The 22104-nt window shown below is 40.5% G+C and carries 20 protein-coding genes; 10 read left to right on the top strand and 10 right to left on the bottom strand.

The genetic code is table 11. From position 1 onward, the window contains the following. Positions 1-440: 440 nt before the first annotated feature. A complete protein-coding gene (gene noc, locus EDD58_RS03640; RefSeq protein WP_243648646.1) occupies positions 441-1262 on the bottom strand; it encodes a nucleoid occlusion protein in 822 nt (273 codons plus the stop codon). Between the two features lie 307 nt (positions 1263-1569). Between noc and EDD58_RS03635 the strand changes: the two genes are divergently transcribed. Both EDD58_RS03635 and EDD58_RS03630 read left to right on the top strand, forming a co-directional pair. Then, on the top strand, positions 1570-2769 hold the full coding sequence (locus EDD58_RS03635; protein WP_131923494.1) for a ParM/StbA family protein: 1200 nt from the start codon (positions 1570-1572) through the stop codon (positions 2767-2769). Between the two features lie 210 nt (positions 2770-2979). Further along, complete coding sequence (locus EDD58_RS03630; RefSeq protein WP_131923493.1) at positions 2980-4488, top strand: hypothetical protein; 1509 nt, start codon at positions 2980-2982, stop codon at positions 4486-4488. A 53-nt stretch (positions 4489-4541) separates the two neighbouring features. Here EDD58_RS03630 and rsmG read toward each other — a convergent pair whose 3' ends face one another. The 8 genes from rsmG to rpmH all read right to left on the bottom strand — a co-directional run bounded on the left by rsmG (position 4542) and on the right by rpmH (position 11208). Beyond that, the gene (gene rsmG / locus EDD58_RS03625) at positions 4542-5261 is read right to left on the bottom strand and encodes a 16S rRNA (guanine(527)-N(7))-methyltransferase RsmG (RefSeq protein WP_131923492.1); all 720 of its coding nucleotides are present in this window, start codon (positions 5259-5261) and stop codon (positions 4542-4544) included. 239 nt (positions 5262-5500) lie between these two features. Then, positions 5501-7387: a tRNA uridine-5-carboxymethylaminomethyl(34) synthesis enzyme MnmG gene (gene mnmG, locus EDD58_RS03620; protein WP_131923491.1), complete on the bottom strand. Its 1887-nt coding sequence runs from the start codon at positions 7385-7387 to the stop codon at positions 5501-5503. A 14-nt stretch (positions 7388-7401) separates the two neighbouring features. Beyond that, on the bottom strand, positions 7402-8778 hold the full coding sequence (gene mnmE, locus EDD58_RS03615) for a tRNA uridine-5-carboxymethylaminomethyl(34) synthesis GTPase MnmE (protein WP_131923490.1): 1377 nt from the start codon (positions 8776-8778) through the stop codon (positions 7402-7404). Between the two features lie 104 nt (positions 8779-8882). Continuing rightward, complete coding sequence (gene jag / locus EDD58_RS03610; protein WP_131923489.1) at positions 8883-9506, bottom strand: RNA-binding cell elongation regulator Jag/EloR; 624 nt, start codon at positions 9504-9506, stop codon at positions 8883-8885. Continuing rightward, positions 9503-10255, bottom strand: coding sequence for a membrane protein insertase YidC (yidC, locus tag EDD58_RS03605; protein ID WP_131923488.1), 753 nt, complete (start codon positions 10253-10255; stop codon positions 9503-9505). Before yidC ends, jag begins: the two co-directional genes overlap by 4 nt. A 35-nt stretch (positions 10256-10290) precedes the next feature. Continuing rightward, positions 10291-10530, bottom strand: coding sequence for a membrane protein insertion efficiency factor YidD (gene yidD / locus EDD58_RS03600; protein WP_131923487.1), 240 nt, complete (start codon positions 10528-10530; stop codon positions 10291-10293). 41 nt (positions 10531-10571) lie between these two features. Then, positions 10572-10913 carry a ribonuclease P protein component gene (gene rnpA / locus EDD58_RS03595; protein WP_131923486.1) on the bottom strand — a complete coding sequence of 114 codons (342 nt, stop codon included), beginning with the start codon at positions 10911-10913 and terminating at the stop codon, positions 10572-10574. A 160-nt stretch (positions 10914-11073) separates the two neighbouring features. Continuing rightward, on the bottom strand, positions 11074-11208 hold the full coding sequence (gene rpmH, locus EDD58_RS03590; protein ID WP_131923485.1) for a 50S ribosomal protein L34: 135 nt from the start codon (positions 11206-11208) through the stop codon (positions 11074-11076). Positions 11209-11786: 578 nt separating this feature from the next. Here rpmH and dnaA point away from each other — a divergent pair. The 7 genes from dnaA to gyrA all read left to right on the top strand — a co-directional run bounded on the left by dnaA (position 11787) and on the right by gyrA (position 20760). Then, positions 11787-13133, top strand: coding sequence for a chromosomal replication initiator protein DnaA (gene dnaA / locus EDD58_RS03585; protein WP_131923484.1), 1347 nt, complete (start codon positions 11787-11789; stop codon positions 13131-13133). A 396-nt stretch (positions 13134-13529) separates the two neighbouring features. After that, on the top strand, positions 13530-14663 hold the full coding sequence (gene dnaN, locus EDD58_RS03580; protein ID WP_131923483.1) for a DNA polymerase III subunit beta: 1134 nt from the start codon (positions 13530-13532) through the stop codon (positions 14661-14663). A gap of 21 nt (positions 14664-14684) precedes the next feature. Then, positions 14685-14900: a S4 domain-containing protein YaaA gene (gene yaaA / locus EDD58_RS03575; RefSeq protein ID WP_131923482.1), complete on the top strand. Its 216-nt coding sequence runs from the start codon at positions 14685-14687 to the stop codon at positions 14898-14900. Between the two features lie 14 nt (positions 14901-14914). Then, positions 14915-16033, top strand: a complete 1119-nt coding sequence (gene recF, locus EDD58_RS03570) for a DNA replication/repair protein RecF (RefSeq protein WP_131923481.1) — start codon at positions 14915-14917, stop codon at positions 16031-16033. A gap of 9 nt (positions 16034-16042) precedes the next feature. After that, positions 16043-16297, top strand: coding sequence for an extracellular matrix regulator RemB (remB, locus tag EDD58_RS03565; protein WP_279389089.1), 255 nt, complete (start codon positions 16043-16045; stop codon positions 16295-16297). A 46-nt stretch (positions 16298-16343) separates the two neighbouring features. Next, positions 16344-18257 (top strand): DNA topoisomerase (ATP-hydrolyzing) subunit B, encoded by a 1914-nt coding sequence (gene gyrB, locus EDD58_RS03560; RefSeq protein ID WP_131923479.1) that lies wholly within the window; start codon positions 16344-16346, stop codon positions 18255-18257. Positions 18258-18297: 40 nt separating this feature from the next. Beyond that, a complete protein-coding gene (gyrA, locus tag EDD58_RS03555) occupies positions 18298-20760 on the top strand; it encodes a DNA gyrase subunit A (RefSeq protein WP_131923478.1) in 2463 nt (820 codons plus the stop codon). A 2-nt stretch (positions 20761-20762) separates the two neighbouring features. On the opposite strand, the gene EDD58_RS03550 is transcribed toward gyrA, so the two are convergent. Further along, entirely contained in the window at positions 20763-21872 is a 1110-nt protein-coding gene (locus EDD58_RS03550) for a YaaC family protein (RefSeq protein WP_131923477.1), read from the bottom strand. 105 nt (positions 21873-21977) lie between these two features. Between EDD58_RS03550 and EDD58_RS15220 the strand changes: the two genes are divergently transcribed. Continuing rightward, a complete protein-coding gene (locus EDD58_RS15220) occupies positions 21978-22103 on the top strand; it encodes a hypothetical protein (RefSeq protein ID WP_279389088.1) in 126 nt (41 codons plus the stop codon). The last annotated feature ends 1 nt before the right edge of the window (position 22104 follow it).

The following is a 22104-nucleotide window of genomic DNA, read 5'->3' as shown; positions in this document are numbered from 1 at the left end:
TAACACTATATAAAAAAATAGTACTTTTTAGTTTAAACCCTCGTCTAGATGAACTGATGCCAGCACTCCATGACTTTTTATTATCAAGTCGATCTGGACGTCTAAAAACACACCTCTCCGATCTTAGATTGTAGTACATCAGATCAAGCCTACCTTTATCCAATTTACCTTTGATAAAGAAAAAGAGGCCATGCTCTGCCTCACTTATCTTCTTTGTATATCTATGTAACTCGATTTGAGCAAAATCACTTGAATGAATGGGAAACGAAGTGGCTTGATCCTGAGAATCTAGGAGAGGAGATGTTTCTCTCGCGAACGACTTTTGCGGATCCGCTACGAGAGTGAGAGAAACAGCGACCCGACGGAATTTAGATAAATATATTACTAAAAATGCTCATTGAGAGTATGTAATTCAAATAAGCTTCTCACCCTCATCTAAATTAGGATTTACTTTTGGGGATGCGGATCACTACCTCATAATACCGCTCATGCTCTTTCTCATATGATTCTACAAACATACCTGTCTGTTTCACCATATCAACAGATTGGCGAATCGTGTTCACTGCAATCCGCATATCACGAGAGTAGGATTTCCGTTGAGGTTTTTTCTTCAATTTAGTTACTTCTAAGAGTCGCTGAATCCTTTCTTCGGTCTGTTTTACATTTAATTCTCGCTCTAAGATTTCCTTTAATACTTGAAGTTGAAGCGCTTCTTCTTTTAGTGAAAGTAAAGCCCTCGCATGTCTTTCAGTCACAGTTCGTTTGATCAATTCGTTTTGAATGGGTAAAGGAAGTTGTAACAAGCGCAACTTATTGGCAATCGTTGATTGACTTTTTCCGAGACGTTGGGCTAAGCTTTCTTGAGTTAAGTCTTGAAGTTCAATCAACTTTTGGTAAGCGTGTGCCTCCTCAACAGCAGTTAATCCTTCACGCTGCAAATTCTCGATCAATGCGGCCGAGGCTGCTTGGCTATCGGTCATTTGTTTCACAACAGCTGGAATGGTGGGAAGTTCTAATTTTTTGACCGCCCTTAACCTCCGCTCTCCAGCGATCAACTCATAATAAAGATCTTTTTTTCGGACTACAATCGGTTGAATAATCCCATGGATTCGAATCGTCTGGCATAGTTCTTCAATCCGTTCATCATCAAAAATTGTTCGCGGTTGATAGGGGCTGGGTTGAATCTTGTTGACCGGTATATGTCTTACTTGATCTTGATCTTTTTCCATTAGACCTAACCATCGTGAAAATGGTTCTTTCAATGTGAACACCACCTTACTATCAACTCAAAGCCACTATGATCTCTTATTACATTTCGATATCTATATGGAATGCCCTGCTATCTTAAATAAATTACAACTTATTTGGCTTGAATTGCCATATGTTTCACGTGAAACATAAAAACTGTTTGTTTATTTTACAAGAAGCAAAAGATCAAATTGTTTAAGTTGTGTTATATTATTCTTGTAGAATTGAATTAATATTTACATTCTCTGCTTGACCCTTTTCCTCTTTGATTGATAGAATCGGGGGAAAGAAGAGGGCACTCTTGTAATAGGGGGAAAATTGATGAGTACATCCGTATACATAGGAAATGACCAAGGCTACTATGGTACAAAAGTAGTCAGTCGCGCTAACGGAAAGTTTTATAAAATGTTTATTCGTAATATGGTTGTTCCAAACCGTGTAGGGGAAATCACTTATAACAATGACCCACACAACATCATGTACCGTGAGCATGAAGGAGATCGGGAATGGTTCTGTGGTAAATTAGCGATTGAACAGTCTGGAGATGACGAACTTTTTGATTCTCATAAACGCCGTCTGTTTAGTCCTACATGGTTCCGTGAACAAGAATATATGATTATGTTTCGGGTAAGTACAGGTCTGATGTTACAAGGAACCAATGAGCCCGTCGTATCCGTTGCTCTACCTACAGATAGTTATATTGATTATAAAGATGAGTTAAAGCGTAGACTGATCGGGAAACATAGTTTCGATGTTAAACAAGGAAATCTACCATGGCGTAGAGTTGAATTCGAAATTAAAAAAGAAAATCTATATGTGATCAGCCAACCCATGGCTACTTTGTTCCATATTGCACTTGATCGAGAAGGAAAGCTCCTTAATGAAGACCTCTTTATCCAAAAAGTAAGTATTAATGACCTTGGCTTTGGTACATCTGATATTGAAACCCTTCATGGTGAAACGATTATCAAACGTCAAAGCTTCACCTCTCGCCATGCAATGTTAAATGTATACCAAAAGCTTTCCAAACGTTTGCTAGAATTTACTCGAAGCGTTGATCCTGATAACAACGGAAAAGAGTACCCCGTTTGGAACTTACCTCGAATTGTACGTTCAGGTGAAATCAGCTTTAAAGGTAAAGTACATGATGTTAGTCACTTAGTCCAAGAGTCCATTAAAGAAGTGGGCGAAGCACTCGTCGAAGAAGTATGGCAGCGTCTTGATTATGGAGACGATATTACTTATATCATCTTAACCGGTGGTGCCTCCATCCCCTTCAAGCCTTTCTATAGAGAACGCTTTGGCGACAAACTAATATTTGCTGAAGATTATGGGATTGAAGCACAGTTTGCCAATGGATTTGGTCTTTGCAAGTTTGCTCAGTCTAAATCAAAAACAAGCCCAGTTAAAGATATGTTAGATGCTGCTACATCGATTCAACAAGAGTTTTCTGTACCAGATCTATTAAATGAACAAGCGATCAACGCTGGTAAAAAATCCGGAAAACCAAGCAAAAAATAAATGATGAAAATCCCCCCAGACCTATACTGGGGGGATGTTGCTATTTCCTTATAAATCAAACGTCAATGAAGCAGCCATGAAGAAGGAAATGTCGGTATTTGTAGATGATTGTAAATTGTAACTAGCTATTCCATGTGAAAAAAGAGATAATAGGATAAGAATCGAATACGATAACGTAGTACCGTAATCGGAAATAAGGAGGGGGAAATCATGTCGCAGAGGGAAACTCAATATGATGTGATCGTTATCGGAACCGGTGAGTCTGGACGGGATGCAGTGGAAGCTCTAAAAAAGGATGGGAAATCAGCATTATTTATTGAATTGAAGCCTGAGATGGTGACCACGATGGTTTGTCAAACTCCGCGTCAACCAGTCCATGATGGTCACCCCTCCTCAGAAATTTCTGAGCCCATTTTTATTGGAGATGAGCAATCACATATCACTCTCAATCAACAAACTCTACATACAGCGAACAACAAAACAACGACGAGTACGCTTCATGTAGAGGAACTACTTGAATTAGAACAAACAACTACATTCTATCCAGATGAACAACAAATCCATTCTCATCACACGAATTTGGATATCGAATCATCTGTACATGAAAGTCATCATGAATTAATTGCCGAAGAAGTAGAAAAACATACTAATGCGCCACATGTTTTTTTACAAGAGCGAGAAAATACACTTCGAGACAAAATGATGCGGCGAAACACCATACATCCTTTTTCCGAAGAGCCGTCCAGCTCAGAGCCAACTTCTTTTTATCAGTTAGATGAATTTCAAAAGAATGAATCTAACCAGATCCCTCATGAACACTGGCAGGAAGCACAAAATACTTACATCATTGATCATGAGGAATCATCACATGAAGAAGCACCAGTATATGAACAGCCGATCTATCGTGAAAGAGAAATTAGATTAAGAAAACGGTTGGTTGGAGGTCATCGTTCTTCACTACTAGGTACACCTGAACAGTCCAATTGGGGACTCAATGAACCTCCCTCTTGGTCGATGGAGCAACCGCCAACACATATTCCTTTTTCCAATGTAGAACCATCAAGCATTGAATCAACGATAGAACCAGAGATCCCAGAATCTCCTTCATCACCGTATTACTCAGAGTCAGGGGTTCACCCTTTCTCGACCAGAAAACGATCTCGCTCACATAAAAAGAACCTTTTGAAACAGAATCAACCCATTCCAAATGAAGAGATGCATTCGGCAATCCAGCCCCCTTCATATCCACCTGCCCTCTGGGAAGGTCCCGGATTCGAAGGCGGGAATGTAAATCCAAATCAGCCGTATGATGATTTTCTCTTCAGAAATGGACCAACAAGTGTTCAGCCATTTCAATCGAGCCCACAAGAAATGCCATTCCAACCATTTCAACAGGAAGCTCAACCATTTCAGCAAGAAGCTCAATTATCTCAACCGTCTCAACCATCTCAACCGATGCAACAAGAGCTTCCTTTTCAAAGACTCCAACAAGACACCACAGCCTTTACTTCTGACGTGTATGAAGAGTCTCCAGAAACGAATGATTCACTAAAAAGAGACAACATTGAGTTCGAAGATGCTTACGGTGGGTATCGATCATGGGAAGAATTTTTAACCCCCTTCTCTCAAAACAACCGTAAGCGCCAAGAAATAGATCAAATTGAAAAAAGAAAAATTGCTTTAAGAGGGCTACACAGCCTCATTAACAACCTTGGTTAAAAAAAGAGGAGCTTGATTAGATCTTCGATCTATCATTCTCCTCTTTTTTGTCATTATTGAATGGGCTGTTTCGTGGGCATTCCAGCTTTTCTGGGATATTGTTTGGGACTATTATCTCTTTTTTTCATCACAAGTAAATGGCGCTCTCCCATTTCTTCGGGTAATGAGAACTTAACTTTCTCCATAGAAACTTTTCCGAGTTTATGTAAAGCAGGCTTGGCTTCCGTGACTTCCTCAGAAATTTCCATCCCTTTCATAGCGATAAACCATCCATTCACTTTTACAAACGGTAAACAGTATTCAGAAAGGACATTAAGCTTTGCCACTGCTCGGGCGGTTGCTAAGTCAAAAGACTGCCGAAATTCCTTTTTATGAGCAAACTCTTCGGCTCGCCCATGTATACACTTCACTTCTGTCAGTCCAAGTTCCTGGCAAACTTCCTCTAAGAATCCCACTCGCTTTTTCAATGAATCGAGAAGAACGACCTGTAAGTGAGGAAAAGCTATTTTTAATGGAATCCCAGGGAATCCAGCCCCTGTTCCTACATCAATCATGGATTGAAGTGAATTTACAGGAAGGACCCTTGCTAAAGTTAGAGAGTCATAAAAATGCTTTACATATACCTCTTTCTCCTCCGTGATCCCCGTTAGATTCATAACACGGTTCCATTCTATTAACAATTCATAGTACTGATGGAATTGCTTTAATTGCTGATCAGAAAGACGGACTCCCCATGAGTCCACTTGCTTCTGTAACCACTCTCCTACATTCATCCATAATTCCTCCTAAAAAAGGTCTGATCAGTTGACCAGACCTTTTACGCATGATGATGAGTAAATTCAGTAGCGGCTTGATCCAAATCTCCTCAAAGCAGATATTTCTCAAACCCACTCCCATAGCTTGCAAAAAAACAGTTGTGGATAAAGTTATTCCTAAGCCACTCGTTGGAAAAACAGCTATCCTCTAATTAACAACGTACTTTCTAGTCACTTTAGACATTTTCTTGAGTGGACTATGATTTTAAAGCAGTCTTACCACCTTGTTCAATATAAACCATCAAAATCGATATATCTGCTGGATTGACTCCAGAGATCCGTGAAGCTTGTCCGAGAGAAAGAGGTCGAACATACTCTAATTTTTCGCGTGCTTCTGAAGAGATTCCAGAGATCTTACTATAGTCGACCCACTCAGGAATCCTCTTTTCCTCCATTCTACGCATTTTCTCCACTTGTTGTAGCGACTTACTGATATACCCCTCATATTTAAGCTGGATTTCTACTTGTTCGGCAACATCTGGAGCAATCGGCTCTGGAGGTGGAGACATGCGTGCAATTTCGGAGTATCCCAGTTCAGGGCGCTTAATTAAGTTGGCTAATTCAACAGCATTATTAATTTCAGTTGTTCCCATTCCTTTTAAAATAGCTTGTACATCAGGGGTGGGTCGTACTTTGATTTCCCGAAGCCTATCAATTTCTTTGTTGATCGCTTCTTTTTTAGTAGTAAAACGGCGGTATCGATCTTCTGGAATCAATCCTACTTCATATCCCAGATCTGTGAGCCGCAAATCTGCGTTATCATGACGTAACAACAATCGATATTCAGCACGTGAAGTTAACAGACGATACGGCTCATTCGTTCCTTTGGTCACTAAATCATCGATTAAAACCCCGATATAAGCTTGAGAGCGATCTAATATAATTGGATCTTTTCCTTGGATTTTTCGTGCAGCATTGATTCCTGCTATAATCCCTTGTGCTCCCGCTTCTTCATATCCAGATGTTCCATTGATTTGTCCAGCGGTAAAGAGATTGGGCAGATGTTTTGTTTCCAAAGTAGGCCATAATTGTGTTGGCACAATCGCATCATACTCAATGGCATATCCAGTTCGCATCATTTCAGCATTTTCAAGCCCTTTAACGGTTCGAACGATCTGTAATTGTATATCCTCGGGTAAGCTTGTAGATAATCCTTGGACATACATTTCTAATGTCTCTCTACCTTCCGGTTCGATAAAGATTTGGTGACGGCTCTTATCTGCAAATCGAACTACCTTATCTTCAATCGAAGGACAATATCGAGGACCTCTTCCCTCAATCGCCCCTGAATACATAGGTGCACGGTGTAAATTATTTTGGATAAACTCATGCGTCTTCTCGTTGGTATAGGTCAACCAACAAGGGAGTTGATCTGTGATATATTCTGTTGTTTCATATGAAAATGCACGTGGCTCTTCATCTCCAGGCTGAATTTCCATTTGGCTAGTATCAATCGATTTTTTATTAATTCTTGGGGGAGTTCCTGTTTTGAAGCGAACCATATCAAATCCAAGTTCCATCAAGTGATGTGCTAAATTCACTGCTGGTTGTTGGTTGTTAGGACCACTTTCATAAGCCAAGTCTCCAATAATTACTTTTCCACGGAGATAAGTACCTGTCGTAAGCACAACTGCTTTAGCGAGATACTCGGTATTGGTTTGTGTTACGACACCTTTACAGACTCCATCTTCTACAATCAACCGTTCAACCAACCCTTGATATAATACCAAGTTTGGTTCTAATTCCAATGTTTTTTTCATTTCCCGCTGATACATCACTTTATCTGCTTGAGCCCGAAGAGCATAAACGGCAGGTCCTTTTCCTGTATTCAACATCCGCATCTGGATATGAGTTTTATCTATATTTTTGCCCATTTCTCCACCCAGTGCATCAATCTCTCTCACGACGTGTCCTTTTGCAGGACCTCCGATCGAAGGATTACAAGGCATATAAGCAATGGTATCCAAATTTATCGTCAATAGCAGGGTCGAACATCCCATTCTGGCTGTAGCTAAAGCAGCTTCACATCCCGCATGACCTGCTCCTACTACAATGACATCAAATTCTCCACCCTTATATAGCATTCTCTTTCACCCCTTTATTTTCCTAAACAAAATTGGGAGAAAATCTGATCAATCAAATCTTCAGCAACGGCATCTCCGATGACTTCCCCTAAATATTGCCAAGCATTCTTCATATCGATCTCCACCATGTCTAAAGGCATACCTGCATCGATTCCATCTACTACTTCTGTGATACTTTTTCTTGCTTTCTCTAATAAATGAATGTGGCGAGCATTACTTACATAAGTGCCATCCATCGCTTGAACCTGACCCATTTTAAATAAGCTAGCTACCGCCTCTTCAAGTTGAATAATTCCTGTTTCTTCTTTCAATGAAGTCGTGATCAATGGTTTATCCCCAATCAGTCTATGAACTTCATCCAAATCAAGTTGTTGAGGCAAATCCATTTTATTAGCGATTACAATGGCAGTCATCGGTTCAATTAGCTGGAGTAATCGCAGATCTTCCTGTTGCAGAGGTTCCGCATAATTTAATAGCAACAAGATCAGATCTGCTTGTTGTAAGGCCTGTCGGGAACGTTCCACCCCGATCCGCTCGACTACATCTTCAGTCTCACGAATGCCTGCAGTGTCAAGTAACCGTAACGGAATCCCACGTACATTGACATATTCCTCTATCACATCACGAGTTGTACCTGGGATATCTGTCACAATTGCTTTATTTTCTTGGGTTAATGTATTCATTAAAGAAGACTTCCCCACATTCGGACGTCCTACGATAGCAGTTGCAATTCCTTCACGGTAAATTTTACCTTGTCGTGCTGTCTGTAATAATTCTTCTACCTTCCGTAGAATCTCTAGACTACGCTTTTTAATGAATTGACCCGTTAACTCTTCCGCATCATACTCAGGGTAATCGACATTTACTGCTAAGTGAGCTAAAGTTTCAAGAATTTCATTCCGCAATTGACTAACCAGACGGGAAAGTCTACCCTCATGTTGTTGGAGAGCAATCTTGGCTGCCCGATCAGTCTTAGAGCGAATCAAATCCATTACCGCTTCCGCTTGAGATAAATCGATCCGCCCATTCAAAAAAGCCCTTTTTGTAAATTCACCCGGCTCTGCCAATCTAGCTCCCACAGATAAAACAGCCTCAAGAACTTCTTGTACAGGAATCAGTCCCCCATGACAACTGATCTCGACTACATCTTCTCGAGTAAAAGTTCTAGGTGCTTTCATAATCGTGACTAAAACTTCATCAATACGCTCTTTGGTTTCGGGGTGAACAATATACCCATAATGAACTGTATGGGTAAGAGCCTCTTGCAATGTATGTTTACCTTGATATATTTGATCTACGATTGAGATTGATTTGGGTCCACTTACGCGGATGATAGAGATCCCAGCCTCTCCCATCGCAGTTGAAATCGCAGCAATTGTATCTGTATCCATCATTTCACCTCAAAAAAGCATCTAATACTTCATTTTATCATATCTATTCCATTTATTACAAAACGCCGATAATAAAAAATCCCCCTAGTGAGGGAGATTTTTTATTATGCTTTCCAACTGATCACAACATAACGATGAGGTTCTATGCCTTCACTATATGTCGTCAGATTTTTATCTTTTTGAATCACATGGTGAATGATTTTACGCTCATTTGGTGGCATGGGATCTAACACCACATTCTTCTTATTGTGCAAAACCTGTTTGGCCAGCTTTTTCGCTAGTGCAATTAAAACTTCCTCACGGCGCTTCCGATACCCATCTGCATCCAATAGAAAGCGAATCGATTTTTTTGCTGAGCGATTAGCTACTATATTGGTAAGAAGTTGTAGAGACTCCAAAGTTTGTCCCCGTTTTCCAATGAGAAGTCCCAGGTCTGATCCTCGTATATGAAACGTAACCGATGCAGAATTTGCTAGACGCTCCACATCGATGAGAACATCAAAACCCATCTTTTTCGTCACTTGGGTTAAAAAGTGAAGTGCTTCATCCACAGGATCTATGATTCGTTCAACTTCCACCTTGGCTTTACGAGCAAAAAGACCAAGAAAGCCTTTTTTAGGGTACTCCAAAATATGGATGTTCACTTTGCTTTGATCCGTATGAAGTTGCTGACAAGCCAGCTTTACGGCTTCATCCACAGTTTTGGCCTCTACAACCACTTTAATCACCGTGTGGCACCTTCCTGAGCTTTTTTCGGTTTAAAGAGCAATACATACTGGAGAATGGTAAAGATATTTCCATATACCCAGTAAAGAGAAAGCGCTGCGGGGAACTGGAACGCTAAGAAGAAAATCATAATCGGCATAATCCACACCATAATCTTCATCTGCGGGTTATCTCCCGCACCCGTTGCAATGAATTGGATGTATGTAGTAAATGCCGCTAAGATTGGTAAAATCCAATAAGGGTCAGGAGAACCTAACTCCATATATAAAAAGCTAGACTCCGAGATATGTTCATTACGCATAATCGCTTGGTAAAAGGCGATTAGGACGGGGAACTGTACAAGTAACGGTAAACATCCCGCCATCGGATTGACATTATTTTCTTGGAAGAGTTTCATTGTTTCTTCCTGGAGTTTTTGCTGATTATTTTTATATTTTTCTCTGATCTTGACTAGCTTTGGTTGTAACTCTTGCATAGCTTTTGTACTTTTTTGCTGCTTCCAAGTTAACGGTAAAACAGCAAGACGTACAAGGAAAGTAACTACTAGAATTGACAGACCGTAATTGCCGAGTAAATCTTTAAACCAGTCCAAAAGACCGGAAAGCGGAATGACTAAAAATTTATCCCACCAACCCGCATTTTTTGGGTCCAGTTTATCGAAACTTGACGGATCGGGTGCACAACCCGTAAGCGCTACAGCGGCAAAAACGACTATTAAAGTAAGAATGATATAACGATGCCGTTTTTGCAAAAGAAACTCCTCCTCGTGATTAACAATCCAAAAACTTATCTATGTGACGAATGAATATCTTTCTTCTCTGGTACATAATCAAACCCACCTGGGTGAAAAGGATGGCACTTCAAAATCCTTTTTAAAGTCAACCAACTTCCAATCCAAAAACCATGGCGCTGAATCGCTACTAAACCATACTCAGAACAAGTAGGAACAAATCGGCAGGTTGGCGGTTTTAATGGTGAGATAAACTTTCGATATATATGAATAAGTCCTAAAGCAAGAGCCTTCACCACCATCAACCTCCCAAACGATTCACCTTGGAGCCTTTCTCTTAATGTTGAAACAGTTTGGCCCTCGAGAAAACATGGCGCAAACTGGACTCCATCTGATGATAATCCATCTGAGCAACAGGGTTACGGGCAATAATGACGATATCAGTCTTTGGTTTCAGTTGAGGAACCCAATGCCTAGTTATCTCTTTAACTGTGCGCTTAATACGATTTCGCACCACAGCTTTTCCTACTTTTTTGCTTACAGAGATTCCTATTCGGGGGGGACCATCATCTGATCGTGAAGAGACATAGACTACAAATTGTCGATTGGCACTCGAATTTCCTGCCCGGAACACTCTTCTAAAATCATTTCGCCTTTTCAGACGATATTCCTGTTGCAAAGATAGACCTCCTCCCGGTTAAATTCTATAGATGCTCTTTCCATTATAGAAAAAAAAGGACTTACTTAAACATAAGAATTTATTACAAAAAAAAGAAAGATCTATAAGCTACTGTCCTTTGATAGGAAAAAAAGGCCACACTAAATAGAGTGGCCTTCAATTATGCAGATAACACTTTTCTTCCTTTTCTTCTACGTGCGCTTAATATTCTACGACCATTTTTTGTACTCATACGAGCACGGAAACCATGAACATTTTTACGTCTACGGTTACTTGGTTGAAAGGTACGTTTCATATATGTTTCCCTGGTTGATCAACTCAATCACTAGATCTACATAAGGACTAGATCTTGAGGACAGTGAAAAAATCATCCAATCCCTCACTGAACCAGGAATTCCTCCCTTCACATAAATTTGGGGCAAACACCCGATGACAATCTCTCTTATTATAGCGATCCTATAAGGTTCATGTCAAGAAATTGAATTATGCACAGCCTGTCTTTATCCACATGTGGATAACTTTTACTTATCCACTATCTATCCCCTCGTTATCCCCCAATTATCCACAGTATCCACTCCCTGTGTATAACTGATTCCCCATCCAAGTGGATTTGTGGATAACTTATTATTTTTCATTGTATATACTGGTATCTTTTGATATTCTTATGTTGTTTTCCCAGTGGATAATTTAGGATTCCTATCTACGTTATCCACAGCCTGTGGATAACTTTGTGGGTATCTATTCACAAGCTGTGGATTAAAATAATAAGTATGTTGTGGATAATGTTAATAATTGGTTTCAGTTATTGAACTGCTTGTCTTTTGGCTGTGGATAAGTCTGTTAAAACTTTTTTTATTGGAAGGAGGTTTCACTATGTTACATATCCAAGAATTATGGTCAAAGACTCTTGAAGCCATTCAGGATAAAATCAGCAAACCCAGCTTTGAAACTTGGTTAAAAACAACAGAAGCAATCGAATTGGAAAATGATATACTTAGTATTTCAGCCCCCAATGATTTTGCAAGAGACTGGTTGGAATCTAGATATGCAGACTTAGTACGTGACTCTTTGAAGGAGGTCACAGGTTCTTCAATCGGAGTTAAATTTATTAGTCAAAATACAGATGCTACTGAAGAAGAAGCTGATTCCGCACTTCCTAAAGAAGAAATCGAAGAAATTGAACAACCCCCAAAAGCCCAGCTCAATCCACGTTACACTTTTGATACGTTTGTAATTGGTTCTGGGAACCGCTTCGCTCATGCAGCCTCGCTCGCTGTTGCTGAAGCCCCAGCCAAAGCTTACAATCCTTTGTTTATCTATGGAGGAGTAGGATTAGGAAAAACTCACCTCATGCATGCAATTGGTCATTACGTGCAAAGTCATAATCCAGCTTGTCGGGTTGTCTATCTATCATCAGAAAAATTTACAAATGAATTTATTAACTCGATCCGTGATAATAAGACCATTCACTTTCGAAACAAATATCGTTCTGTAGATATCTTATTGATTGATGATATTCAATTTTTAGCTGGAAAAGAACAAACTCAAGAGGAATTTTTCCATACCTTTAACGCTCTCCATGAAGAAAATAAGCAAATCATTATTTCGAGTGATCGTCCTCCCAAAGAGATTCCTACTTTAGAAGATCGCTTACGGTCCCGATTTGAATGGGGACTGATCACAGATGTACAACCCCCCGACTTGGAAACGAGAATTGCCATTCTCCGCAAAAAAGCAATCGCAGATCAGTTGGATGTTCCTAGTGAAGTGTTAGCTTTTATTGCCGATCGTATTGATACAAATATCCGTGAACTTGAAGGGGCTTTAATCCGTGTCGTTGCTTATTCGGCATTGATGAATCAGCAGATTACTACTGATTTAGCCGCAGAAGCTTTAAAAGACATTATGCCCAGTTCTCGACCACGGGTTATTAATATTCCGGATATTCAACAAGTCGTGAGTACGTATTATCGCTTACGTGTAGAGGATTTGAAGAGCAAAAAGAGGACAAAAGCGGTTGCCTTTCCAAGACAAATCGCCATGTACTTATGTCGAGAACTCACTGATCACTCTCTCCCTAAGATCGGTGAGGATTTTGGTGGACGTGATCATACAACAGTGATGCACGCTCACGAAAAAATTCGACGCATCTTGGAACAAGATCCACAACTTCAAATGGCTATTCAGGAGTTAAAAAAGCGAATTAATCGCGGATCTTAACATTCCTCTCTGTGAATAATTGTGGATAAAATGAACACGCCTATACACAATCTATCCACAGTGTGTATAGGCGGTTTTACTTATACGAACTTAGTTATCCACAATATCCACAGCCCTTACTACTAGTACTACTATTTTTTAAAAAATAATATATATATATATGCACAACGCCCTCAACTTTATGACTCAACTAGAATGAGTATTTTTGAATCTTCGTTTTGCTCGGTTCCCCATCTTACAGATGATTCATAACCATTCCTATTCATCATGAATCACATTTTGTACACAACAGCTGTAACAGTCAGCTTAAAAGCGAAAAGTGAATGATGATGTAATATTGTCATAGAGGTAACAAGCCATTATTTATATAAATTATTCATACCTAGGAGGATCCACATGAAACTTCGTGTGACTAAATCAGTTTTAGTTGAAGCTGTTTCACAAGTCTCCAAAGCCGTTTCGCAAAAGACGACGATTCCTGTATTGACTGGAATTAAACTTTTAGCTGATGAAGAGGGACTCACACTAACTGGAAGTAATTCAGATATTACGATTCAAGTTTTTGTACCTACACAAAAAGAAGAAGTAGATCAAGTATTTGTCGAACAGGCAGGTCAAGTCGTTTTACCAGGAAAGATATTTGGCGATATTGTACGTAAGCTACCAGGAAAAGATGTAGAATGTATCATCAATGAACGCTTTCAGGCAGTGATTCGATCTGGACAAGCTGAATTCCAACTAAATGGTTTTAATCCTGATGATTTTCCACGTTTACCACAATTGTCTACAGAGCAGATGTTTAGCATCGAGGCAGATACACTTAAATCACTGATTCGACAAACAGGTTTTGCGGTAGCTACTACAGAATCCAGAGGGATTTTTACTGGGGTGTTATTGCAATTAGAAAATGGGGTTTTAACTTGTGTAGCCACAGACAGCCATCGTTTATCGCGTCAACAAGCTCGTGTGGAAGGATCTGAGGAACTTACTCTGAAAAATGTTGTCATACCCGGTAAAAGCTTATCTGAGTTAGCCAAGACTTTGGCAGATTTTAGTGGTATGGTAGATATTATTGTGGCTGAAAATCAAATCTTAGTAAAAAACAATGAGTTAGAGTTTTATTCAAGACTCCTCGATGGATCTTATCCAGATACGAATCGTGTGATTCCACCAGGTGGGGAGACTGAGTTAACTGTATCTACTCGAGTGTTACTTCAATCTGTGGACCGTGCTTCTCTTATTAGCCGTGATGGTCGGGATAATGTGATAAAATGGACAATGAGAGATGGTAATCTGGAAGTAACTTCTGCAGCACAAGATATTGGGAGTGTAGCCGAAGAAGTAGCTGCACAAGTTTCAGGACCTACACTTCATATTTCATTTAATGCTCGATATATGATGGAGGCCTTACGTTCGATCGAAAGCGAAGAGATTCGTGTCCAGTTTACCGGTCAGATGACCCCGTTTTTGATTAAACCTACTGATCGTGAAGATTCTCTCCATCTGATCGTGCCCATTCGAACTCGATAGCCAGATCAAGGAGGGAAGCGATTGCGACAGTTAAAAATAGAGGGGCCTTATATTACCTTGGGTCAGTTACTAAAACGAGTGGACCTCATTGGTAGCGGTGGTCATGCGAAGTTTTTTTTACAAGAGGTAGAGGTAAAAGTGAATAGCGAAGTAGAAGTAAGACGGGGTCGAAAAATATATCCACAGGATCTTGTGGATATATCAGGATTTGGGTCCATTCAAGTGGTCCAAGATTAAGGGAGGGCCCTTCCTTGCGCGTTCAAACATTAGAACTCAAGCAGTACCGTAATATCGATCGATTGAGTTTAGAATGCCCTCAAGAACTCCATCTGTTTGTTGGACCTAATGCCCAAGGAAAAACAAATATTTTAGAGTCCCTTTATGTACTAGGCATGGGCAAATCTCACCGTACCCGCTCCCATAAAGAATTAATACAGTTTGGTCACCAGGGAGCCCATTTAAAAGCTCAAGTAAAAAAAGATCAACAGATGATTCGTCTTGAAGTAAAATTGTCTCAAAAAGGGAAGAAAGTGAGCCGAAATGGGATTGAACAGCCTCGTTTAAGCCAATATATCGGCTCTCTTCCTGTTGTATTATTCGCACCTGAGGACTTAGCGATTGTCAAAGGAAGTCCTCAGGTGCGCCGCCGTTTTTTAGATATGGAGATTGGGCAAGTCAGCCCCACATATGTTCACTATTTATCACAATTTAATAAACTAATTCTGCAACGAAACAGTTTATTAAAACAATTGACCTTAAATAAAGGGGTTAGTTACGAATTACTAGATGTATTAGATCAACAACTGATTCAGTTGTGTATCGAGATTTGGAAAAAGAGATTTCACTTTTTGCATTCACTTCGAAAGTGGGCAAAACAAATACATGGTATGATCACTCAACAAAGTGAAGAACTTACGATAGAATATATTCCATCTCTACAAATTGAGCCAGACATGGGAAAAAGTGAGTTGGCCATTCAATTGCAACAGGAATTAACACGAATCCGAGATAAAGAAATTATAAGGGGGACGACTTTGATTGGACCTCACCGCGATGACTTACGACTCCTTGCAAATGGATTAGACCTTCATACCTATGGGTCTCAGGGGCAACAACGAACTGCAGCGCTTTCTTTGAAGCTTGCAGAAATTGAATTAATTTATCATGAAATAAGCTATTATCCTATATTACTTTTAGATGATGTGTTATCAGAGTTAGATGACACTAGAAAAACCCATTTGTTAGAAGCGATTCGAGGGCGGGTTCAAACTTTCGTAACAACGACTAGCTTAGAAGGCATTGACCCTGAGACATTAAGTAGAGCACAAACTTATCAGGTGCAACAAGGGACTATAACTGGACTGAGGTGAGATCGGAAGGTGTTTATTCACCTAGGTGGAAGTCGGATGATTCGCATGCGTGAGGTGATCGCAATCCTTGATGCGAGTGTTTACCAAGCGAAGGAATCCAAATTTCCTTATATTGAATTGGCCAAGAGAGAAGGAAAAGTGGAGCAAATCTCTCCTGATGATGTTAAATCTTATATTATAACGGCGAACTACGTGTATGCTTCGCCTATCTCCTCCTCCACATTAAAAAAAAGGGCTCAGTCAAGTCAAAAGCTATGGAAATAATCAGGGAAACCAGCTTGTGGATATCGGAAAGAGCAGGTGACTTAGTGTGACGGTACAAGATACTAATTACGATGTATCACAAATTCAAGTACTTGAAGGATTAGAGGCTGTTCGAAGGCGTCCGGGAATGTATATTGGTTCCACATCAAGTCGTGGTTTGCATCACTTAGTTTGGGAAGTTGTAGATAACAGTATTGACGAAGCGTTAGCAGGGCGTTGTGATACCATTTGGGTAAAAATCAATGAAGACAATAGTATAACAGTGATTGATAACGGTAGTGGGATTCCTGTAGGTATTCATCCGAAGATGGGGCGTCCAGCCGTTGAAGTGGTAATGACTGTTTTACATGCAGGCGGAAAATTTGGCGGTGAAGGATATAAGTTTTCTGGTGGTCTTCATGGGGTTGGGGTATCCGTAGTGAATGCCTTGTCTGAGTGGCTTGTTGTGGAGGTTTGCAGAGAAGGAAAAGTTCATCAACAACGGTACGAAAGAGGAGTCCCGCAGACAGATCTTCAAGTTTTGGGTCAAACTGATGAAACGGGTACAAAAGTAACCTTTAAACCAGATACTGAGATTTTTACTGAAACGACCATTTATGATTATAGTATTCTACAAAATCGGTTGCGAGAATTAGCGTTTCTCAATCGGGGTGTAAAAATAATTTTAGAAGATCTTCGTGGTGAAGAGACTCGTACAGATACCTTCCAATTTGATGGAGGGATTCAATCATTTGTAGAGCATTTAAATCGGAATCGAGAAGTTCTTCATGAATCACCGATCTTTATCGAGGGTGAAAAAGAAGGCATTTATGTTGAAGTCGCCATGCAGTACAACGATTCTTTCTCATCCAATATTTTCTCTTATGCAAACAACATTCACACTCATGAAGGAGGAACTCATGAATCTGGATTTAAGTCAGCGCTAACTCGTGTCATTAACGACTATGCTCGGCGCAATAACTTATTGAAAGAGAATGAGAGTAACCTGACAGGTGATGATGTTCGTGAAGGTTTAACAGGGATTATCAGTGTGAAAATCTCTGATCCACAGTTTGAAGGGCAGACAAAAACCAAGCTGGGGAACAGTGAAGCACGAACAGCTACAGAACAGATTTTTGCTGAGCATTTACAAACTTTTTTAGAGGAAAATCCAGCTGTTGCTAAAAAGGTGATTGGAAAAGCTGTGATGGCTGCTCGGGCCAGAGAAGCAGCCCGAAAAGCTCGTGAGTTGACTCGACGTAAAAGTGCTCTAGAAGTTAGTTCGCTACCTGGGAAGTTAGCTGACTGTACCTCCCGAAATGCAGCTGATAGCGAATTATATATCGTAGAGGGAGACTCTGCGGGTGGGACCGCTAAACAAGGACGGGACCGGATGTTTCAAGCGATTCTCCCGATCAAAGGTAAGATTATTAACGTCGAAAAAGCACGCTTAGATAAAGCCTTGTCTAACGATGAGGTTCGGACGATTATTACAGCATTGGGCACAGGGATTGGCGATGAGTTTAACATTGAAAAGGCACGATATCATAAGCTGATCATCATGACCGATGCTGACGTGGACGGAGCACATATTCGCACACTTTTGCTTACTTTTTTCTTTCGGTATATGCGTCCATTGATTGAGCATGGATATGTCTATATTGCTCAACCTCCTCTTTACAAGGTCACCCAAGGAAAAACGATCCGCTATGCTTACAATGATCGAATGAAAGATCAGATGGTGGCTGAGGTTGAAGGCAAGGGAAAAATAGACATTCAACGTTATAAAGGTTTAGGGGAAATGAATGCGACCCAGCTCTGGGAAACAACCATGGACCCTGAAAGCCGAACCTTGTTACAAGTTTCATTGCAAGATGCGATGGATGCGGATTCAGTTTTTGAGATGCTGATGGGAGACCGTGTCGAGCCTCGCCGTGTATTTATTCAAGAATATGCAAAACAGGCGAAATTGGATATTTAATCCAGTAGATGATTTCTGATAGAGCGGGGGGATCAACGATATGGCAGATTCACAACGTGTGCAAGAAGTAAATATTAGTGAAGAAATGAAGACCTCATTTCTCGACTATGCAATGAGCGTCATTGTCAGTCGTGCGCTTCCAGATGTTCGAGATGGACTGAAGCCAGTTCATCGCCGAATTTTATATACGATGCATGAATTAGGAATGACTCCAGATAAACCCTATAAAAAGTCTTCACGTGTAGCAGGAAACGTAACGGCTCAATATCATCCACATGGTGACGTGGGTGTGTATGATGCCATGGTTCGGATGGCACAAGATTTCTCTTATCGCTATATGTTAGTTGATGGTCACGGAAACTTTGGTTCGATTGATGGAGACGCACCTGCTGCGATGAGGTATACCGAAGCGCGAATGGCACCCATCACATTGGAGATGATGCGCGACATTCAGAAAGATACCATTGATTTTGGTCCTAACTATGATGGTCAACAGCTAGAACCTTTGGTCATGCCGTCACGTTTTCCTAACTTATTAGTTAATGGGGCAGCGGGGATCGCCGTTGGGATGGCTACTAATATTCCACCTCATAACTTACGTGAGATCATCGATGGCATTTTAATGATGATTGATAACCCAGATGTGACCGTTGAAGACTTAATGAAAGTCGTTAAGGGACCTGACTTCCCAACGGGTGGAATTATCCTTGGACACGAGGGAATCCGTAAGGCTTTCCGCACAGGTCGGGGTAGTATTCGAATTCGAGCCAAAACAAACATCGAGGAAGCCGCCAACGGAAAAATGAGAATCATTGTTGAAGAGCTTCCTTACCAAGTCAATAAAGCAAAATTGGTAGAGAAAATTGCTGACTTGGTTCGTGACAAGCGGATCGAAGGAATTACGGATCTGAGAGACGAGTCAGATCGTACAGGAATGCGAGTAGTGATTGAACTACGCCGGGATGTGAACCCGCAAATTGTTCTTAATAACTTATACAAACACACTACTTTACAAACCAGCTTTGGTGTCAATATGTTGGCATTAGTTCATGGTGAACCACATGTCTTAAATCTTCAACAAGCATTGTATCACTATCTTGAACACCAAATCGAAGTCATTCGTCGTCGAACCCAGTTCGACTTAAACAAAGCTGAAGAACGGGCGCATATCTTAGAAGGTTATCGGATTGCTCTTGATCATATCGATGAAGTGATCCAATTAATTCGCTCTTCACAGACGACAGCTGAAGCTCGAAAAGGTTTGATGGAACGCTTTGGCTTAACTGAAAAACAGACCAATGCCATCTTAGATATGCGATTACAACGACTCACAGGATTAGAACGTGAGAAGATTGAGTCGGAGTATCAAGATCTACTCAAAACCATTGCTGAACTACGCTCGATCTTAGCAGATGAAGCAAAAATTCGTGGAGTCGTTCGAGACGAACTTGTTGAGATCAGAGACCGCTTTAAAGACGAGCGGCGTACGATGATCATGAGAGATGTGGGAGAGATTGTCGAAGAAGATCTGATCCCCGAAGATGAAGTGGCGATCATGCTTACACATCGGGGTTATATTAAGCGGATGTCTCTATCCAACTATCGAACTCAAAAAAGAGGTGGAAAAGGGGTTACGGGAATGGGAACCCGAGATGACGACTTTGTACAAACTCTCTTCGTCACCCATTCACATAACCATTTACTTTTCTTCTCCAACAAAGGTCGCGTATATCGGATGAAGGCTTATGAGTTACCTGAACTGAGCCGAACTGCAAAAGGGACACCGATTATCAACTTAATACAAATCGATCAAGATGAGTATATCCATGCGGTTATTCCAGTTAAAGAATTTGTTCCTGCTGAATACCTATTCTTCGTTACCAAGTATGGGGTTGTTAAAAAGTCGGCCCTATCTGATTTTGAAAATATCCGACGTAATGGTTTGTTTGCCATTAATTTGCGCGATGGGGACGAGCTTGTAGGTGTTCGACTCACAGACGGAAACCAAGAAATGATCCTCGGTACGAATGCAGGGTTAGCGATTCGTTTCCATGAGCAAGATGTTAGGGAAATGGGGCGTGCTGCAACGGGTGTTAAAGGAATCACTTTAGGTGAAGACGACTTTGTCATTGATATGGATATCATCACTCCAGGAAAAGATGTTCTGGTTGTCACACAAAATGGTTTTGGTAAACGGACTCCTGAAAAAGAGTATCGTGTACAAGCCCGAGGAGGAAAAGGAATCATCACTTGTCGAGTGACTGCCAAAAACGGACCTGTTATTGGGCATAAAGTTGTTTCCGATGAAGAGGAATTAATGATCGTTACACAATCAGGAATGGTCATTCGGATCCCTGTCGCTGGAATCTCTACCATTGGTCGTCCTTCACAAGGTGTGAAGCTGATTAAAGTAGAGGGAGACGAGCAAGTCTCAACGGTTGCTCGTGTGCCAAGTTCCGAGGACGAAGAGGAGACCTTGAAAGAAAAAGAGGATAATAAATAACCTTATTGGATCCGAAGAATCCATTTCTCCTCATAGAAGAGTTCAAGGATCATTTGTGGAAACTTGCGAGTGACTGTGGATAACAATTGCTCAATCAAGATTCGTTCTTCAGACATGTCGCTATCGATAATTTCTCCCCATAAGGGTGGATCATAACGGCATAGCATACTCAAAGAAAATAGAAGCATATAAAGTGTGAGATATTCCGGAATGGGATGAATGGGGCAATTATTACTTAACCACAGGTAATAATTGCCCTTTTTGTCACTCATGAACCAGGGATGATTAAACCCTTTGCTCCAACTATTTACATGTGGAACTTCCGAATTTAGCCATATCATTTGAACACGATTCTTTTGATCTTGGGATAGCGATAAGCGAAACTGACTTGAAATAGAGTGAGAGTTTAGCTTTTCAACTAATGATTGAGGAGTGAGATGGAGTTGATCAAGAACTGAATCCTCAATCTCCCACTCCATATGGGTCGCTTCTGGGATGGGGTGATCATGAGATAGTTCAATAGGAATCAATGAAGGATGATTGAATACACGTTGATAAGTTGATTGCAAATCAGGAATCATCCCTAAAAGATTCCGCGTGATAAATGTTTCTCCAGTTGCAATCGAAACTCCCAAAAGCTTAGCGAGATGAGGAAATAAACCTTCTTTTTGTACTCTAATTTCATCTTGGCTAAACCGAAAGGGAACTTTCTTTCGTTTTCTTGTAGATAGACCGTGTCGTAGTACAGTTGTATTTTGTGGATAATCTGTGTCAATTGTAAGTAAAAGTGCCTTTAAGAGGCCCATCATTCCATAATAGAGTAGAAGAGGTTGAATCCATAAGCTATTCTTTTTAATAGACAGAAAAGAGTTTCTTGCTTGTTTGATATAAGAAATAAAATCGTACACATTCCGAAATGAAACCCGCTCTGCATGAGAAGCCCCAAGTGCTGAATATTTCTGAGTGAGGAAACGTTTGGCTACTGATTCATTTTCCAAATACAAAAACTCATCCCAGATATATTTTTCTGGTGATTCACAGCTAATCTTGCGTATGGAACACATGGATGACTGTTCACCTCCATTTCCTATTATCGTTTGATAATACTCCACATGTTATTACAATGAATCTGATTTATGAGGAACCCCTTTTTACTAGAATGGACAAGTGATCGGAGCTCTGGACAGGTTTTTGTCGTGTACTGATTCGGAAATAATGTGGATGAGGGAAATCAACGGCAAGAAAATGGTGCACATGGGGGAAAAGGGATTTGTGATTTAACTCCTGAGGCAGTCCAACCATCCTTTACTTGGATGAAATGGAATCCTCATGGATACAACTAGT

Origin of the sequence: Hazenella coriacea, from assembly GCF_004341825.1 — a bacterium.
GTDB classification, from domain to species: domain Bacteria; phylum Bacillota; class Bacilli; order Thermoactinomycetales; family Thermoactinomycetaceae; genus Hazenella; species Hazenella coriacea.
This window is presented reverse-complemented; position numbering and strand designations above follow the sequence as displayed.